Origin of the sequence: Enterobacter sp. RHBSTW-00901, assembly GCF_014103115.1 — a bacterium.
GTDB classification, from domain to species: domain Bacteria; phylum Pseudomonadota; class Gammaproteobacteria; order Enterobacterales; family Enterobacteriaceae; genus Enterobacter; species Enterobacter cloacae_P.
The window spans coordinates 209,228-225,786 of the sequence record NZ_JABXPB010000001.1 but is presented as its reverse complement, the minus strand read 5'-3'; the positions used below and the strand labels follow the sequence as shown (position 1 = coordinate 225,786).

The 16,559-nt window shown below is 54.6% G+C and carries 12 protein-coding genes; 1 reads left to right on the top strand and 11 read right to left on the bottom strand.

Going from position 1 to position 16,559, the window contains the following annotated elements:
- Positions 1 to 11: 11 nt before the first annotated feature.
- From sufS to sufA, 5 genes are read right to left on the bottom strand one after another with little or no spacing between them, the layout of a single operon-like run.
- Positions 12 to 1,232, bottom strand: coding sequence for a cysteine desulfurase SufS (sufS, locus tag HV318_RS01220; protein ID WP_182271180.1), 1,221 nt, complete (start codon positions 1,230 to 1,232; stop codon positions 12 to 14).
- Positions 1,229 to 2,500: a Fe-S cluster assembly protein SufD gene (gene sufD / locus HV318_RS01215; protein WP_182271179.1), complete on the bottom strand. Its 1,272-nt coding sequence runs from the start codon at positions 2,498 to 2,500 to the stop codon at positions 1,229 to 1,231. Before sufD ends, sufS begins: the two co-directional genes overlap by 4 nt.
- Positions 2,475 to 3,221 carry a Fe-S cluster assembly ATPase SufC gene (sufC, locus tag HV318_RS01210; RefSeq protein WP_182271178.1) on the bottom strand — a complete coding sequence of 249 codons (747 nt, stop codon included), beginning with the start codon at positions 3,219 to 3,221 and terminating at the stop codon, positions 2,475 to 2,477. Before sufC ends, sufD begins: the two co-directional genes overlap by 26 nt.
- Before the next feature lie 9 nt (positions 3,222 to 3,230).
- Positions 3,231 to 4,721: a Fe-S cluster assembly protein SufB gene (gene sufB / locus HV318_RS01205; RefSeq protein WP_182271177.1), complete on the bottom strand. Its 1,491-nt coding sequence runs from the start codon at positions 4,719 to 4,721 to the stop codon at positions 3,231 to 3,233.
- 8 nt (positions 4,722 to 4,729) lie between these two features.
- Positions 4,730 to 5,098, bottom strand: a complete 369-nt coding sequence (gene sufA, locus HV318_RS01200) for a Fe-S cluster assembly scaffold SufA (protein WP_182271176.1) — start codon at positions 5,096 to 5,098, stop codon at positions 4,730 to 4,732.
- A gap of 447 nt (positions 5,099 to 5,545) precedes the next feature.
- Here sufA and fdhF point away from each other — a divergent pair, with 447 nt between their 5' ends.
- Positions 5,546 to 7,696: a formate dehydrogenase subunit alpha gene (gene fdhF / locus HV318_RS01195; RefSeq protein WP_182271175.1), complete on the top strand. Its 2,151-nt coding sequence runs from the start codon at positions 5,546 to 5,548 to the stop codon at positions 7,694 to 7,696.
- Positions 7,697 to 7,740: 44 nt separating this feature from the next.
- Here fdhF and fdnI read toward each other — a convergent pair whose 3' ends face one another.
- From fdnI to ydiJ, 6 genes are all read right to left on the bottom strand, one after another.
- The gene (fdnI, locus tag HV318_RS01190) at positions 7,741 to 8,379 is read right to left on the bottom strand and encodes a formate dehydrogenase-N subunit gamma (RefSeq protein ID WP_182271174.1); all 639 of its coding nucleotides are present in this window, start codon (positions 8,377 to 8,379) and stop codon (positions 7,741 to 7,743) included.
- Entirely contained in the window at positions 8,372 to 9,259 is an 888-nt protein-coding gene (fdxH, locus tag HV318_RS01185) for a formate dehydrogenase subunit beta (protein ID WP_182271173.1), read from the bottom strand. The genes fdnI and fdxH overlap by 8 nt, the downstream gene beginning before the upstream one ends.
- A 12-nt stretch (positions 9,260 to 9,271) precedes the next feature.
- Positions 9,272 to 12,322, bottom strand: a complete 3,051-nt coding sequence (gene fdnG, locus HV318_RS01180) for a formate dehydrogenase-N subunit alpha (RefSeq protein ID WP_182271172.1) — start codon at positions 12,320 to 12,322, stop codon at positions 9,272 to 9,274.
- A 469-nt stretch (positions 12,323 to 12,791) separates the two neighbouring features.
- Positions 12,792 to 12,986 carry a YdiH family protein gene (locus HV318_RS01175; RefSeq protein WP_131634415.1) on the bottom strand — a complete coding sequence of 65 codons (195 nt, stop codon included), beginning with the start codon at positions 12,984 to 12,986 and terminating at the stop codon, positions 12,792 to 12,794.
- A gap of 85 nt (positions 12,987 to 13,071) precedes the next feature.
- The gene (gene menI / locus HV318_RS01170) at positions 13,072 to 13,482 is read right to left on the bottom strand and encodes a 1,4-dihydroxy-2-naphthoyl-CoA hydrolase (RefSeq protein ID WP_182271171.1); all 411 of its coding nucleotides are present in this window, start codon (positions 13,480 to 13,482) and stop codon (positions 13,072 to 13,074) included.
- Positions 13,479 to 16,535: a D-2-hydroxyglutarate dehydrogenase YdiJ gene (gene ydiJ / locus HV318_RS01165; RefSeq protein WP_182271170.1), complete on the bottom strand. Its 3,057-nt coding sequence runs from the start codon at positions 16,533 to 16,535 to the stop codon at positions 13,479 to 13,481. The genes menI and ydiJ overlap by 4 nt, the downstream gene beginning before the upstream one ends.
- Positions 16,536 to 16,559: the final 24 nt, after the last annotated feature.

Here is a 16,559-nt window from a genome sequence, read left to right as displayed (position 1 = left end):
GTGCCTCTCCGTTAGCCCAGCAACTGGTGAATGCGTTTTAGCCCCGCCACCAGCCTGTCGACCTCTTCCATTGTGTTATACATCACCAACGATGCACGGCACATCGCCGGAACCTGGTAAAACGCCATCAGCGGCATGGCGCAGTGATGTCCGGTACGTACCGCAACGCCGTAGTTATCGAGGAAGCTGCCCACATCAAAGGCATGGTGTTTCCCGAGATTAAACGCGATTACGCCCTGTCGGGTGGCCGGGCCATACAGGGTCAAATCTGGCACGCTGGCAAGCTCCTGCAGCGCGTAGTGCATCAGCAGCTGTTCATACTCCTGAATGGCGTCAAGACCAACAGACGAGATATAAGCAATGGCCGCCCCCAGCCCGATAATACCGCCCGTGTTCGGCGTACCCGCCTCAAAACGCCACGGCGCACGTGCGTAAGTCGTCCCCTCCGACAGGCTGACGGTGGCAATCATTGAACCGCCTCCTTCCCACGGCGGCATAGCCTGCAGGATAGCGTCCTTAACATACAGCACGCCGATCCCCGTCGGCCCATAAAGCTTATGGCCGGAGAAGACGTAGAAATCGCAATCCAGCGCTTGCACGTCCACCGCGTGGTGCATCACTGCCTGTGCGCCATCAATCAGCACTTTCGCACCGGCCTGGTGGGCTTTTTCGATAATCTCTGCCACCGGGTTTTCAGTCCCCAGCACGTTTGAAACCTGGGTAACGGCCACCAGCCGGGTACGCACGTCGAGCAACACATCCAGCTGTTCCAGCTTTAACGTTCCGTCTTCGTTCAGTGGGATTACCCGCAGCTGTGCGCCAACACGCTCACACAGCATCTGCCAGGGAACGATATTGGCATGGTGCTCCATCTGGGTGATGATGATGTTATCGCCCGCGTGAACCTGTGCGTTGCCCCAGCTGTTGGCGACCAGGTTGATCCCTTCGGTTGTACCCCGCACAAACACCAGCTCTTCCGGCGAGCGGGCGTTAAGGAAGGCGGCAATTTGGGTACGCACGTTCTCCATACGCTGGGTCGCCTCTGCGCTCAGCGTATGAATACCGCGATGCACGGCGGCGTAGCCGTGGCGGTAGAACTCGGCCTCCGCATCCACCACCTGATTCGGTTTCTGCGCGCTGGCCGCACTGTCGAGATAGGCCAGCGGCAAACCGTTCACTTCACGGGTCAGCACCGGAAAATCTGCCCGTACTTTCTCTACGGGGAAACTCATACTTCGCCTCCAGGCAGACGCTGGCCAATACGCGTCAGCACCTGCTGTTTAAGTGCGCCATCGAAGAGCGCTTCCGTCAGTTCTGCGGCAAACGCATAGATGATCATCTTCTGCGCCGCCTGCTTGTCGATACCCCGGGAACGCAGATAGAACATCTGTTCGTCGTCAATCCGCCCAACCGTTGCGCCGTGGCTACACTTCACGTCGTCGGCATAGATCTCCAGCTGCGGTTTGGTATCCACTTCTGCCAGACGCCCCAACAGAAGATTGTTGTTGGTCATCTGCCCGTCAGTTTTGATGGCGTGCTGCGCCACGTTAATCAGGCCATTAAACACCGCGCGCCCTTTATCGCTGACAATGGTTTTATGCAGCTGACGGCTGTTGCAGTAGCCTTTGTTGTGCTCAAGCCAGGTACGCGTGTCACACACTTCCGATTTGACCGGCATTGCCAGGCTGTTGATACGCAGCGTCGTATTTTCACCGTTGAGCTGCGTGCTGGTGTTGTGGCGCAGCACGCCCCCGCCCAGCAGGAAACTGTGGCTGTATGCGGTGGCATCTGGCCCCAGCAACAGATCGTTATGGGCAAAGTGATGGCTTGCCGGGTTTTCAAACGCCAGCTTGATGTGGTGAAGATGCGCACTGGCGGCCACGTCCATCGTCAGCCTTGTACCGGTAAAATGACGAATAGCATTGAGGCTGGCGTAATGCTCAATCACCGTCGCCTCGGCTCCCTCCGCCAGCTCAAGATGGTGGCGATAGTGCGCGGTGTTGATCTCCTCGCCGTCCAGCCCCTGAGTGATATGCATCAGCAACAGCGGTTTTTCCGGGCGCTGGTTACGCCTCACGCGGATATGCGTCACAGACTGCGCCAGGCTTTCGGTAAGGTGCAGGAAGACCTCCGGCTGCACCGGTGCAGACAGGTGCTGGCGTTCGTCATTCACGACGACGTCAAAACCGCTGTGTTGTGTCTCGTCGCTCAGTTCCGGGCGGAACACACCGTCGACAAAGACCAGACGTACCGCATCCACGCTCAGCGCCAGCGCATCACGCACGGAGGCACTGACATCCGCCAGACGCGTCACAAACTGAGCGTTCAGCAGGCCTTCAAGCGGCGTGTATTTCCAGTCTTCATGCTTACGCGTGGGCAGGCCCAGACGCAGCATCTGCTGCAGATGCTGTTGCGCCTGTTCGGATCGCGTTTCACCCTGCGCTTCAAACAAGCGGTGCCATTGCTGGAGTGCATTACTGCTGTTCGGTAAGCCAGCCATAGCCCTGCTCCTCCAGTTGTTTAACCAGCGTGAAATCGCCGGATTTCACAATACGCCCCTGGTAAAGCACATGAACGTAGTCTGGTTTGATGTAGTCAAGAATACGCTGGTAGTGGGTGACGATAATGAACGACCGTTTGCCGTCGCGCAGGGAGTTAACACCATCCGCAACTATTTTCAGGGCGTCGATATCCAGACCAGAGTCAGTCTCATCAAGAATGCACAGTTCCGGCTCCAGCACCGCCATTTGCAGAATATCGTTGCGCTTTTTCTCACCGCCGGAGAAACCGACGTTGACCGAGCGGGTCAGCAGATCTTCCGGCATTTTCAGCAGCTTGATCTTCTCTTCCATCAAATCCTGGAAGTCAAAGCGATCCAGCGCTTCCAGACCGCGATATTTGCGCACCGCATTCAGCGCCGTTTGCAGGAAAAACTGGTTACTGACGCCTGGAATTTCTACCGGATACTGGAAGGCCATAAAAATGCCCTCTCCCGCCCGGTCTTCCGGGGACATCTCCAGCAGATCTTTACCGTTAAACTCGACTGACCCGTTTGTCACTTCGTAATCTTCACGTCCTGCCAGCGTCGCCGAAAGCGTACTTTTCCCGGACCCATTTGGCCCCATAATGGCGTGAACTTCACCCGGCTTGACGTCAAAATTGAGGCCACGCAGGATCTCTTTATCTTCCACACTGACCTGTAACTCTTTAATACTTAACATGTGCTTTCCTTAACCGACGCTGTGTTCAAGACTAATGGCGAGGAGTTTCTGAGCTTCAACGGCAAATTCCAGCGGCAGTTCAGAGAACACATCCTTACAGAAGCCGTTAACAATCATAGAGATGGCATCTTCTTCGCTGATCCCGCGCTGCAGGCAGTAGAAGAGCTGGTCTTCTCCAATACGCGACGTCGTCGCTTCGTGTTCAAGCTGGGCACTGTTTTTACGGCACTCCACATACGGGAAGGTATGTGCGCCGCAGTCTGCGCCAATCAGCATGGAGTCACACTGGGTAAAGTTACGGGCATTGGTCGCCGTCGGCATGATTTTGACCAGCCCGCGATAGCTGTTCTGGCTATGTCCTGCGGAAATGCCTTTTGAGATGATGGTCGACCGGGTGTTTTTACCGATGTGGATCATCTTGGTGCCGGTATCCGCCTGTTGATAGCCGCTGGTCAGCGCCACCGAGTAAAATTCACCGATGGAGTTATCCCCGCGCAGAATGCAGCTCGGGTATTTCCAGGTGATGGCAGAGCCGGTTTCCGACTGGGTCCAGGACATTTTGCTGTTTTCACCTTCACACAACGCTCGCTTGGTGACGAAGTTCAAAATGCCGCCCGTGTTGCCATCACCAGGGAACCAGTTTTGCACCGTGGAATATTTCACCTCGGCATCTTTATGAATGATGACTTCGACCACCGCCGCGTGAAGCTGGTAGCTGTCACGAACCGGGGCAGAACACCCTTCGATGTAGCTGACGTAGCTGCCTTCGTCCGCCACCAGGATGGTGCGTTCGAACTGACCGGTTTTTTCAGCATTAATGCGGAAATAGGTCGACAGCTCCATCGGGCAGCGCACGCCTTTTGGCACATAGATGAAGGTGCCATCAGAGGCCACCGCCGCGTTGAGTGCGGCAAAGAAATTATCGTTACCCGGCACGACGGTCCCGAGGTACTTTTTCACCAGATCAGGGTGATCGTGGATAGCTTCACCGAAGGAACAGAAAATGATGCCCTGTTCTGCCAGCTTCTCGCGATACGTGGTCGCCACCGACACGGAGTCAAAAATGGCATCCACCGCCACCTCTTTACCTTCACGAACCGGTACGCCGAGCTGATTAAACGCTTCTTCCACCTCTTTGCTCAGGAAGCTGTTTTCCGCCCCGGTTTGCTGTACCGCACCGGGCTGTGAGGCGCAGGTATCATCACAACTGCCGCAGGATGGCGCGGAGTAGTAGCTATAGTCCTGGTAATTCAGCTTGTCATAGTGCGCTTTCAGCCAGTGCGGCTCTTCCATCTCCAGCCAGGCACGGAAGGCATTCAGGCGGAATTCAAGCATCCACTCCGGCTCGTGACGCTTGGCGGAAATCGCCCGCACGACATCTTCGTTAATGCCTTTCGCCAGTTCATCGGTCTGCAGCTGCGTGAAGAACCCCTCTTTGTAGTTAAGGTGTCCGCCGCTCCAGGTGTTCACATCATCAGTTGCTTCAGTATTACGAGACATAGCACCGCCTATACCCCAAAGCTTTCGCCGCAGCCGCATTCATTCTGGGCTTTCGGGTTATGAAATTTGAATAACTGGTTTAAGCCTTCGCGTACGTAATCCACTTCGGTGCCATCAATAAATGGCATCGCCTGGAGTGCGACGTACAATCTGGCTCCTTCGGTTTCAAAGACCAGATCGTCTTTCTCCGCCTGAGTGACGGTATCCAGCACATACCCAAAGCCCGCGCAGCCGGTTTGCTTAACGCCTAAACGCAATCCCAGAATGTCTGGATTTTTCGCCACCAGCTCGTGGATATGCGCCGCAGCCGCTGGCGTTAGCGTTAAGCCGCGCCAGGCAAAGTCGGCAGGATTGAAGGTTTCTGAATGCAGTTCCATAGTTCCACCTCATCTGTTGAGCCACCAGGGCATAACATCATGTTAGTGATAACGATTATCACTTCAACCCCTTGCGAGCAGGGGCTTTCGGCTAAATCGCCCTTTCTGGCTGCTTTTATTAAGCATAGACCCTGTCAGGCGAAGCTGACGGGATGGATTTAATTGTTCAATGCATTGATAAATAATGCATTTATCAACAGAGATCGCCGAGGTCAGATGCAAATTAAAATATGCATCGGAAATGCCTATTTTTAAGATAGATTTTGAGACACCTGCGAACGTGTCATCGTCAATTCTGACGAGCAGTCTGACGACGACACCCTCCCGCCACAGATAACCCCTTATAAAACAAGAAAAGAAAATTTGGCACGTATCCTGCTTACTTGCGTTTACGGGACTGGGTTACCCAGTTAACTATCGCTTCATTTCTTAACAGGTCTGTTATTGATGAAAAAAATCGCAAGCGTCTGCCCCTATTGTGGTGCGGGCTGCAAATTAAATCTTGTCGTTGAAAATAACCGTATTCTCCGTGCCGAAGCAGCAGAGGGCGTGACAAACCAGGGAACCCTGTGTCTGAAAGGCTTTTACGGCTGGGATTTTCTCAACGATACCCGCCTGCTCACCCCCCGCCTGACGCAACCGATGATCCGCTACCACAAAGGCGAAGCATTCACACCCGTCACCTGGGAAGAGGCTATCCGCTATACCGCCCACAGGCTCAACGCCATCAAAACAGAGTTTGGCCCACGCTCAATTATGACCACCGGCTCCTCCAGAGGGACAGGTAATGAAACAAACTATGTGATGCAAAAATTTGCCCGCGCGGTGCTTAACACCAATAACGTGGATTGCTGCGCCCGCGTCTGCCACGGCCCTTCCGTTGCGGGTCTGCAGGAAACACTTGGTAATGGCGCGATGAGTAATTCAATAAACGATATTGAAAACTCAAAATGCCTGCTGGTATTTGGCTACAACTGCGCAGATTCTCACCCCATCGTCGCCCGGCGCGTGCTGAAAGCCCGTGAGAATGGCGCAAAAATCATAGTTTGCGATCCGCGACGTATTGAAACCGCCCGCATTGCCGATCAGCATCTGCAGCTGAAAAACGGCAGCAATATGGCGCTGGTCAATGCCTTTGGCTACGTGCTGCTGGAAGAAGAGTTGTACGACAAAAACTACGTCGCACGTTTCACTGAGGGGCTTGAGGCCTACCGGCAGACAATTAAAGATTATGCTCCCGAGAACGTCGAACACCTGACCGGTATTCCGGCCCGCGACATTCGCCAGGCGATGCGTACGTTCGCGGCGGCACCTTCCGCCACCGTTATGTGGGGCATGGGCGTTACGCAGTTTGGCCAGGCCGTGGATGTGGTAAAAGGCCTCTCCAGCCTGGCGCTGCTGACCGGTAACCTGGGACGTCCAGCGGTAGGCGTCGGGCCTGTGCGCGGGCAGAATAATGTACAGGGAGCGTGTGACATGGGCGTTTTGCCCAACATGTTCCCCGGCTATCAGGACGTGACCGACCCGGCGGTCAGGCAGAAATTTGCCGATGCCTGGGGAATAGACGTGAACAAGATGGACGATCGCATCGGAACACGCATCACCGAAGTCCCGCACCTTGCGCTGGAAGGTAAGGTCAAAGCCTATTACATCATGGGGGAAGATCCGCTTCAGACCGAAGCCGATCTGGGCCTGGTACGCAGCGGTTTCGGGGCGCTCGATTTTGTGGTCGTACAGGACATCTTCATGACCAAGACCGCTGAAGTGGCGGACGTACTGCTCCCGGCGACCTCCTGGGGCGAACATGGCGGTGTCTTTACCTGTGCCGATCGCGGCTTCCAGCGTTTCGGGAAAGCGATTGAGGCCAGCGGTAACGTGAAGCGCGACTGGGAAATCATCAGCCTGCTGGCAACGGAGATGGGCTACCCGATGCATTACGAATCTAACCAGCAGATCTGGGATGAAATGCGCGAGCTGTGCCCGCTGTTCTACGGCGTGACGTATGAAAAAATGGGTGAGATGGGCCATGTTCAGTGGCCGTGTCCAACGCTCGACCATCCAGGTACCCCGTATTTATACAAAGACAATCAGTTCGATACGCCTTCCGGCAAAGGCCAGCTCTTTGCCGCCACCTGGCGCGCTCCGGCTGAGACGCCGGATGAAGACTATCCGCTGGTGCTCTGCACGGTGCGCGAAGTTGGACACTACTCCTGCCGGTCAATGACCGGAAACTGTGCCGCGCTACAAAGCCTGGCCGACGAACCGGGCCGTGTACAGATGAACCCAGCCGATGCGAACAAACTGGGCATTGCTGACGGTCAGCTGGTGTGGGTGCGCTCACGTCGTGGCAAAGTCATCACGCGCGCCAGCATCAGTGAACGCATCAACGTCGGTGCGGTCTATATGACTTATCAATGGTGGATTGGTGCCTGTAACGAACTGACACAGGATAATCTCGACCCAATCTCCAAAACGCCGGAAACAAAATACTGTGCGGTTCAACTGGAGGCGATCGAAGACCAGCGCTGGGCGGAGGACTTTGCGGCCTCAGCGTATCAAACCATGAAGACGCGGTTGATCAGTGCGGTGAATATCTGATGGCACTGCCGGGTAAGGTATAACGCTTACCCGGCAACACTGCTCTACTCCAGCCCCTTCTCTTTTGCTTCCACCTCGCGATACCAGCGCGGATGGTGTTTCTTCGCCCAGCGACGGCTGACCTTACCTTCAATCATTCCCTTGATCGATCCTTTTACCCAAAACGCCATATACACATGAATAAGGATGGCGTGGATCAGAATGATGGCGGCGGTTGCGTGGATCAGTAAGCTCCAGCGCACCACCTTCACTGGGAAATGGTGGGCAAAATAAGGCCGCCAGATAATCACCCCGGTCGCCAGCAACACGAAGATCATACTCATGATGCTCCAGAACATCATTTTCTGCCCGGCATTGTACTTACCAACATCCGCCACCTTATGCTCATTGCCTTTCAGCACCTCAACAATCCCCTTCACCCAGGGAATATCCTGTTTATCCGGGATGTTGTGATGTACGAAACGCACAAACATAAACATCAGCGCAAAGAAGATCAGCACGCCAAAAAAAGGATGCAGAATACGCCCCATCTGCGGCGTGCCGAAGGTTTCGGTTAGCCATTGCAGCGTCGGGAAAAAGAGCGCAATACCGGAGAGGGCAACCAGAAAGAAGCAGATCACCACCGTCCAGTGGCAGGCACGGTCGATAAACGTCGTGCGCTGGATCATGATACGTTTACTCATGGTCGTTCTCCTCTTCGTCGTCATCCGTCTCCTTGTTTGGCCCCACACCGATGTAGTGATAAACCAGCCCGGCAAAAGTAGCGATAAAACCAGCAGCAGAAAGCGGTTTGAGTACTCCTTTCCACAGATTAACCGGCACATCAATTTTCGGTTCAGCTGGCAGGTTGTGATACAGCTCAGGCTGGTCGGCGTGGTGCAGCACATACATCACGTGAGTCCCGCCCACACCCTGCGGGTTATAGACCCCCGCCTGACCATAACCGCGTTTTTTCAACTGCACCACGCGGGATTCGCCCAGCTCCAGCATCTCTTTTTTGGTACCGAAATGAATAGCCCCCGTCGGACAAGTTTTAACGCAGGCAGGCTCCTGCCCGACGCTGACCCGGTCGACACAAAGGGTGCATTTGTAGACGCGGTTATCATCCGGATTAAGACGCGGAATATTGAATGGACAGCCCGCGATGCAGTAGCCGCAGCCAATACAGTGTTCCGACTGGAAATCGACAATCCCGTTGGCATACTGAATAATTGCCCCCGCAGACGGACAGGCTTTCAGACAACCCGGTTCGGCACAGTGCATACAGCCGTCCTTGCGGATCAACCACTCCAGTTTGTCGTTTTGCGTGGTTTCGCTAAAGCGCATTACCGTCCAGGATTTGGCGCTCAAATCCATCGGGTTATCATAGACCCCCTCGCAGTAACCCACCTCATCGCGGATATCGTTCCATTCCGAACAGGCCACCTGACACCCCTTACAACCAATGCAGATGGACACATCGATGAGCTTTGCCACTTCCGCTTTGAAATCGCGAGCCCGCGGCGGAGGCGTCAGACCGTTGGTTGCCGAGCGTTTGATAATATCTTGTGATTGCATGGACATACGCAGGTTCCCTTACGCCTTCTCAATGTTGACTAAGAACGCCTTGTACTCTGGCGTTTGTGAGTTAGCGTCACCCACCGATGGCGTCAGCGTATTGGCAAGGAAGCCTTTGCGGGTTGCACCTTCAAAGCCCCAGTGACACGGAATACCAATGGTGTTGACCTTGCGGCCATCAATGGTCAAGGTTTGCAGGCGTTTGGTCACCACCGCTTTGGCTTTGATAAAACCACGTTTCGAGGTCACCTTCACCGTATCTCCTGCCGTAATGCCTTTCTCATGTGCCAGACTCTCCCCGATCTCGATAAACTGATCCGGCTGGGCGATGGCGTTAAGTCGTGCATGCTTGGTCCAGTGGCGAAACAGCTCGGTAATCGAGTAGGTTGTCGCAACATAGGGAAACGCATCTGCTTTGCCCATATTGGCAATATCGTCTTTAAACACGCGGGCTACCGGGCTGGAGATAACATCCGGGTGCAACGGGTTTGTTCCAATCGGTGATTCAATCGGTTCGTAGTGTTCCGGGAACGGTCCATCGTTCATTTTGTCGATGGAGAAGAGCCGCGCTACGCCCTCCGGGTTCATGATAAATGGCCCGACATTGCTGCCCGGTGCAGAGGCGTTGTAATCCGCCACATCCATTCCGGACCACTTTTTGCCGTCCCAGTGCAATAAGGCACGCTCTGCATCCCACGGTTTTCCCTGAGGGTCGGCCGACGCGCGGTTATAGAGAATGCGACGGTTAGCTGGCCACGACCATGCCCATCCCGGTGTGCAGCCCAGCCCGTACGGATCGCTGTTATCACGATTCGCCATCTGGTTACCCTGCTCCGTCCAACTACCGCAGTAAACCCAGCAGAAGCTGCTGGTTGAACCATCATCACGCAGCTGGGCAAAGCTGCTGAGCTGCTGACCCTTCTTCGCGATTGGCTGACCTTCATCATCAAACAGATCCACCAGCGCGACACCGTTGGCCTCACGGGCAATCTCTTCAGGATGCGGATCGCGCGGATTCTTATACGCCCAGGACATACTCAGCACCGGTTCCGGGTTCGCCCCGCCTTCCTGCTGGTACAGTTCACGCAGACGCGTAAACAGGCGGCCCAGAATTTTGCCATCATGCATCGCTTCGCCTGGTGGCTCAGCTGCAGCCCAGTGCCACTGTAGCCAACGGCCTGAGTTGGCGATTGAGCCATCTTCCTCCGCGAAGCACGACGACGGCAGACGGAAAACTTCGGTCTGGATATCCGCGGGGTTGACGTCGTTCATCTCCCCGTGATGCTGCCAGAAGGTTGATGACTCGGTGACCAGCGGATCAATAATCACCATGTATTTCAGCTTTGCCAGCGCGCGGGAAGATTTGTTCTTATCCGGGAATGCCGCCAGCGGGTTAAAGCCCTGTACGATATAACCGTTGATTTTGCCTTCCAGCATCAGCTCTGCCTGGGTCATCACGTCGTAGAGACGATCCCACTTCGGCAGCCAGTCATAGCCCCAGTTATTTTCAGCCGTTGCGCGATCGCCCCAGAAGCTTTTCATCATGCTGACGAAGAACTTCGGCGTGTTTTGCCAGTAGTTCACTTCGTTAAGGCCTAACGATGGGGGCGTAATCTGGGAAATATAGGTCTGATAGTCCGGCTGTTTTTCCGACGGCAGCGGCATGTATCCCGGAAGGTTAGTTGAGAGCAAACCGAGATCGGTATAGCCCTGGATATTGGAGTGTCCACGCAAGGCATTCACGCCACCACCCGCCATACCAATATTGCCGAGCAACAGCTGTAACATGCCCGCCGCACGAATAATCTGCGCCCCGGCAGAGTGGTGCGTCCAGCCCAGTGCATAGAGGATGGTTGCAGTGCGATCCGGTACACTGGTACTGGCGAGGATCTCACAGATGCGGGTGAAGTCAGCAACAGAAGTGCCGCACAGACGGTTGACCATTTCCGGCGTGTAGCGGTCAACGTGTGTTTTCAGCAAGTTCCAGACGCAACGGGGATCGCTGAGCGTTTCATCACGCCGGGCATTCCCCTGCGCGTCCAGCTGATAGAACCAGCTCGATTTATCATACTGGCGCTTGCTCGCGTCATATCCACTGAACAACCCGTCGTTAAAAGTATAATCCTCGCGGATCAGCAGGCTGGCATTCGTATAAGCGCGGACATAGTCGTGCTGAACGGTATCGTGCGCAATCAGATAGCGGATAACCCCCAGCAGAAAGGCGGTGTCTGAACCTGCACGGATTGGGGCGTAAAGGTCGGCGACAGCAGCACTGCGGTTGAAGCGCGGATCGACCACCACCACCGTGGCATCGTTTTTTGTTTGTGCTTCAACGACCCACTTAAAGCCTACCGGGTGCGCTTCAGCGGCGTTTCCGCCCATCACCAACACCACATTGGCATTTTTGATATCCACCCAGTTGTTGGTCATCGCACCGCGACCAAAGGTTGGTGCCAGTGCCGCCACGGTTGGCCCATGACACAAACGCGCCTGACAGTCGATGGCGACCATCCCCAGTGCGCGGGTGAACTTACCGTCGAGGATCCCAGTTTCGTTACTCGCAGCCGATGAGCAAAGCATCCCGGTGGTGCTCCAGCGGTTGACCGTCAGCCCCTGGGCATTTTTCTCAATAAAATTCGCATCGCGATCCGTCTTCATCAGCCGGGCGATGCGCTCGATTGCATCATCCCAGGAAATACGCTGCCATTTATCCGAACCCGGCGCACGGTATTCAGGGTAAAGCAGACGGTTATCGCTATGAATATAGTCCAGTACCCCGGCCCCTTTTGGACACAACGAACCGCGGCTCACCGGATGATCAGGATCCCCTTCAACGTGATAAATACTTTCCCTGACGTTTTTGGCGGTATCGCCGAGGCTGTACATGATCATGCCGCAACCTACTGAACAATAGGTACAGTTATTACGCGTCTCTTTTGCTTTTAAAAGTTTGTATTGACGTGTTTCTGCCTGTGCAGAAAACGATGATAAAAATCCGAGTGATGCGACAGTTGTTCCTGCCATACCCCCCGCGCAGATCTTGAAGAACTGCCTCCGGCTAAGCTCCATTTTTCCTCCAGCTTAAACTTAAGACATGAAAAGGGACAGAGATTATAGGGGTATTGTGTCTGATAAACCATTATCCATTTGTGGTTATAAGACCCTGATAAATGAGAGGGCGCATTCCTGTCAAATTCGGGACATTCTAAGGATGCATGTTGATCATGCTGCTCTGTCTCTCATTTTCACGAAAAATTAAATTGTCTGCTTAGACAGCATCGATAAAGCCATTTACGACTTATACCAGTACTTAAATCGTAAATGCTTAAAGAGATATTTTTCTTAACAGGATACCTGGTATTATTTTTTTACTGGTTTCTGTTGAAGTTACTAAGAATAAAATATACGGACAGTCATTATGATGAATATCATAATAAAATTTATAACCAACAACTATTTAGAGAATACGTGGTGAATTGATTGCAATCCCAGTGATAGTGTACAAAAAAGGCCGCAAGCGCGGCCTTTTCTTCAGGTATTAATGGACGTGAACGCCCAACCGCCAGGCAAAGTAGATCTCTTCTTTGAGTTCATTTGAAGAGAGCGCCAGCAAATCAGCAAACTCCAGCTCAAGCTGCTTCAGCTTTTTCAGGTACTGCGCCGGAGACAGGTTGCTTTTATCGCGACGTATATATTCAATTGCCAGTTGTGTTGGGGTTATTTCAGTATCCATGATGTCCTCGCTTATGTACAAAACCTGACCAGTATATCACAGTCAACCGCCTGGTTTTTGACCAAATGCAAAACATCGGGCAACTTTACACAACCGCCGTCGTCAGGCGCGACGAACAGCACAGACGTTCCTGCTCATCGAGAATGTCTATCTGCCACACCTGATGACGTCTCCCGGCGTGGAGGGCGCGGCAGATCCCCCGCACTCGCCCACTGCGCACGGAACGAATATGGTTAGCATTAACTTCCAGTCCGACAACGTTTTGCTCGCCTTCGGTGCAGAGATACCCTGCCACCGACCCCAGCGTTTCGGCCAGCACGACGGACGCGCCACCGTGCAGTAAGCCAAACGGTTGATGGGTACGGCTATCGACCGGCATGGTGGCTTCCAGCTCATTCTCACCAATGCGGGTAAACTGGATATCCAGCAAACCCACCATATTACCTTCGCTCATGGCATTCAGTGCCTGTAGCGTCACTGCTCGTTTCCAGATCATCCGATAATCTCCAGTAAAGCCTGTAATGGATGGCGCACGCCGTTACCTTCGACGCGTTTTACCTGGCTGCGGCACGAGTAGCCCGTCGCCAGACAACGATTTCGCGGTAAGCGCTGCATCGCCTGATGCCACGACAACTCGTAGATCCCCAACGACGTTGCATGGTTTTTCACTTCATGCCCGTAAGTACCGGCCATACCGCAGCAGCCGACGCTGACGTTCTCCAGTTTCGCGCCAAAACAAGCGAAAATAGAGGCCCACTGAGCAGGAGCCCCTGGCAAAGCGGTCACTTCGGTACAGTGGCCAAAAAGATACCATGACTCACCGCGCACATCTGCCGTGGTCATCCCCTGTAGTGCGGCTGGTAGCCATTCGTGCACCAGCATGACGTGGAAATCGCCGCGTTTTTCGCCCAGCGTCTGTTTGTACTCATCCCGGTAGCACAGCACCAGCGCCGGATCGACACCGACCATTGGCATGCCCAGTTGCGCAACACGATTTAAGAAATCTGCGGTTTTCCGGGCCGTTTTGGCAAAGCGGGTCAGGAAACCTTTAATGTGCTGCGCCTTGCCGTTTGGCGAGAACGGCAGCACCACTGGCTGATAATCCAGCTTTTCAGCCAGGCGTACAAAGTCAGCCACCACCTGAGCATCGTAGTAACTGGTAAACGGATCCTGCACCACCAGCACCACGCGGGCTTTCTGCTCCGGGCTTAACGCTTCAAGTTGCTCCAGCGTCATGTTCGCCGAGCGGTGTCCAACCAGCTGGCGTTGCAAGGAGGGCGTCGACAACAGCGGCAGATCCAACATCCCGATATGTTTTTCGGAGAGCTTGCGCACCAGCGGCTGATTGATAAAGAAGTTAAAGGTCTTCGGCGCTCTCGCCATCAGCGGCGCGTAGCTTTCCACCGTTGCCACCAGGTGGTCACGCATCGGGCGCAGATAGCGCGTGTGGTAAAGCTGCAGGAAGCGGGAACGGAACTCCGGCACGTCGATTTTAATTGGGCACTGGGTCGAACACGCCTTACAGGCCAGGCAGCCGGACATTGCCTCTTTCACTTCATGCGAGAAGTCGTACTCGCCCTTGCTTGCATGCCAGCTGTTGCGGGTACGTTCGATAAGCGAACGCAGGCTGGCACCTTTCTCCGGCAGTTCCTGCTCCAGTTTCAGTGGATCCACCCCACGATCGGCCAACAAACGCAGCCATTCGCGCACCAGCGTTGCTCGCCCCTTTGGGGAGTGAATGCGGTTGCTGGTCATTTTCATCGACGGGCACATCGGGCTTTTCACGTCAAAGTTAAAGCACAGGCCGTTGCCATTACACTCCATTGCACCGCGCCAGGAGGTGCGTACCGCAACCGGAATTTGTCTGTCCCAGGTGCCGCGTTTGACGGAATCCACCCGTAACATCGGCGCGTCAACCCCCTCTGGCGGGCAAATTTTTCCCGGGTTGAGTCGGTTATCAGGGTCGAATACCGCTTTGACCTTGCGCAGCTCACCGTAGAGTTGTTCACCGAAGAAAGCCGGGCTGTACTCCGCACGGAACCCCTTACCGTGTTCACCCCACAGCAGACCGCCATATTTGGCGGTCAGGGCCACGACATCGTCGGAGATTGCTTTCATCAGCATCTCCTGCTGGGGGTCACACATGTCCAGTGCCGGACGCACATGCAGTACCCCGGCGTCGACGTGTCCGAACATGCCATAGCTCAGGCCGTGGCTGTCCAGCAGTGCGCGAAACTCAACGATATAATCCGCCAGATGCTCCGGTGGTACGCAGGTGTCTTCGGCAAAGGGAATGGGTTTGGCGGCACCTTTGGCGTTGCCAAGCAGCCCCACCGCTTTTTTACGCATCGCGTAGATACGTTCAATGCCGGAGAGATCGTTACAGAGCTGCCAGCCAATCACCCCGCCCTCGCCCCGGGCGATGAGCTCGTCCAGCCTCTGACAAAGCATCGTCACCTGACTTTCGATCAGTTCGGCATCATCACCCGCAAATTCAACAATATTCAGGCCGAGCATCTCTTTATCCGGCACATCGGTGATCAGCTCGCTCACGGAGTGCCAGACGATATCTTCCCGGGCCAGATTCAGCACTTTGGAGTCGACGGTTTCCACCGACAACGCCCGCGCCTCCACCATAAACGGCGCATTGCGCAGTGCGGAGTCGAAAGAGTTGTATTTGACGTTCACCAGGCGGCGCACCTTCGGCAAGCGGGTGATATCCAGACGCGCCTCGGTGATAAACGCCAGCGTCCCTTCGGAGCCGGTCAGCACGCGGGTCAAATCAAACTGGCTCGAATCATCATTAAAAACATGACGCAGGTCGTAACCTGTTAAGAAGCGGTTCAGTTTTGGGAATTTATCGAGGATCAGCTGGCGGTTATCGCGACAGCGTTCCAGTACGGTGCGATAAATTCGCCCGCTCGTGGTGTTCTCTTTGCCCAACGTTTCCGCCAGCTCAACCGGCATCGGCTGGGTATCAAGGATATCGCCCCCCATCAGTACCGCGCGAACGCCCATGACGTGATCGGAGGTTTTACCGTAGACCAGGGAACCCTGACCGGAAGCATCGGTGTTGATCATCCCGCCAATTGTGGCGCGGTTGCTTGTGGACAGCTCCGGGGCGAAAAAGTAGCCGTAGGGTTTCAGGTATTGGTTGAGCTGATCTTTAATGACCCCCGCTTCAACGCGCACCCACCCCTCTTCAGGGTTGATCTCAATGATGCGGTTCATATAACGGGACATATCGATGATGATGCCCTGGTTCAGTGCCTGGCCATTGGTGCCGGTACCGCCGCCACGTGGGGTAAATATCAGAGACGTAAATCGTTCTTGCGCCGCCAGACGGGCTACCAGCGCGACATCAGCCGTTGAGCGTGGGAAAACGACGGCATCGGGAAGTAGCTGGTAGATACTGTTATCGGTCGCCATCGTCAGCCTGTCGGCATAATTGGTGGCGGTATCACCTGTAAAACCCTGTTGCTCCAGTGCCTGCAAAAAATTAAGCACCAGCTGAACGACGCCGGGTGCCTGGGAAATCTGTGGGATCATTACTGTCGACCCTAATTAGAGTTG

Excerpts from the sequence above, each read along its gene's own strand:
- sufS (WP_182271180.1), bottom strand. The coding sequence starts at position 1,232 with ATGAGTTTCCCCGTAGAGAAAGTACGGGCAGATTTTCCGGTGCTGACC.
- sufD (WP_182271179.1), bottom strand. The coding sequence starts at position 2,500 with ATGGCTGGCTTACCGAACAGCAGTAATGCACTCCAGCAATGGCACCGC.
- sufC (WP_182271178.1), bottom strand. The coding sequence starts at position 3,221 with ATGTTAAGTATTAAAGAGTTACAGGTCAGTGTGGAAGATAAAGAGATC.
- sufB (WP_182271177.1), bottom strand. The coding sequence starts at position 4,721 with ATGTCTCGTAATACTGAAGCAACTGATGATGTGAACACCTGGAGCGGC.
- sufA (WP_182271176.1), bottom strand. The coding sequence starts at position 5,098 with ATGGAACTGCATTCAGAAACCTTCAATCCTGCCGACTTTGCCTGGCGC.
- fdhF (WP_182271175.1), top strand. The coding sequence starts at position 5,546 with ATGAAAAAAATCGCAAGCGTCTGCCCCTATTGTGGTGCGGGCTGCAAA.
- fdnI (WP_182271174.1), bottom strand. The coding sequence starts at position 8,379 with ATGAGTAAACGTATCATGATCCAGCGCACGACGTTTATCGACCGTGCC.
- fdxH (WP_182271173.1), bottom strand. The coding sequence starts at position 9,259 with ATGTCCATGCAATCACAAGATATTATCAAACGCTCGGCAACCAACGGT.
- fdnG (WP_182271172.1), bottom strand. The coding sequence starts at position 12,322 with ATGGAGCTTAGCCGGAGGCAGTTCTTCAAGATCTGCGCGGGGGGTATG.
- HV318_RS01175 (WP_131634415.1), bottom strand. The coding sequence starts at position 12,986 with ATGGATACTGAAATAACCCCAACACAACTGGCAATTGAATATATACGT.
- menI (WP_182271171.1), bottom strand. The coding sequence starts at position 13,482 with ATGATCTGGAAACGAGCAGTGACGCTACAGGCACTGAATGCCATGAGC.
- ydiJ (WP_182271170.1), bottom strand. The coding sequence starts at position 16,535 with ATGATCCCACAGATTTCCCAGGCACCCGGCGTCGTTCAGCTGGTGCTT.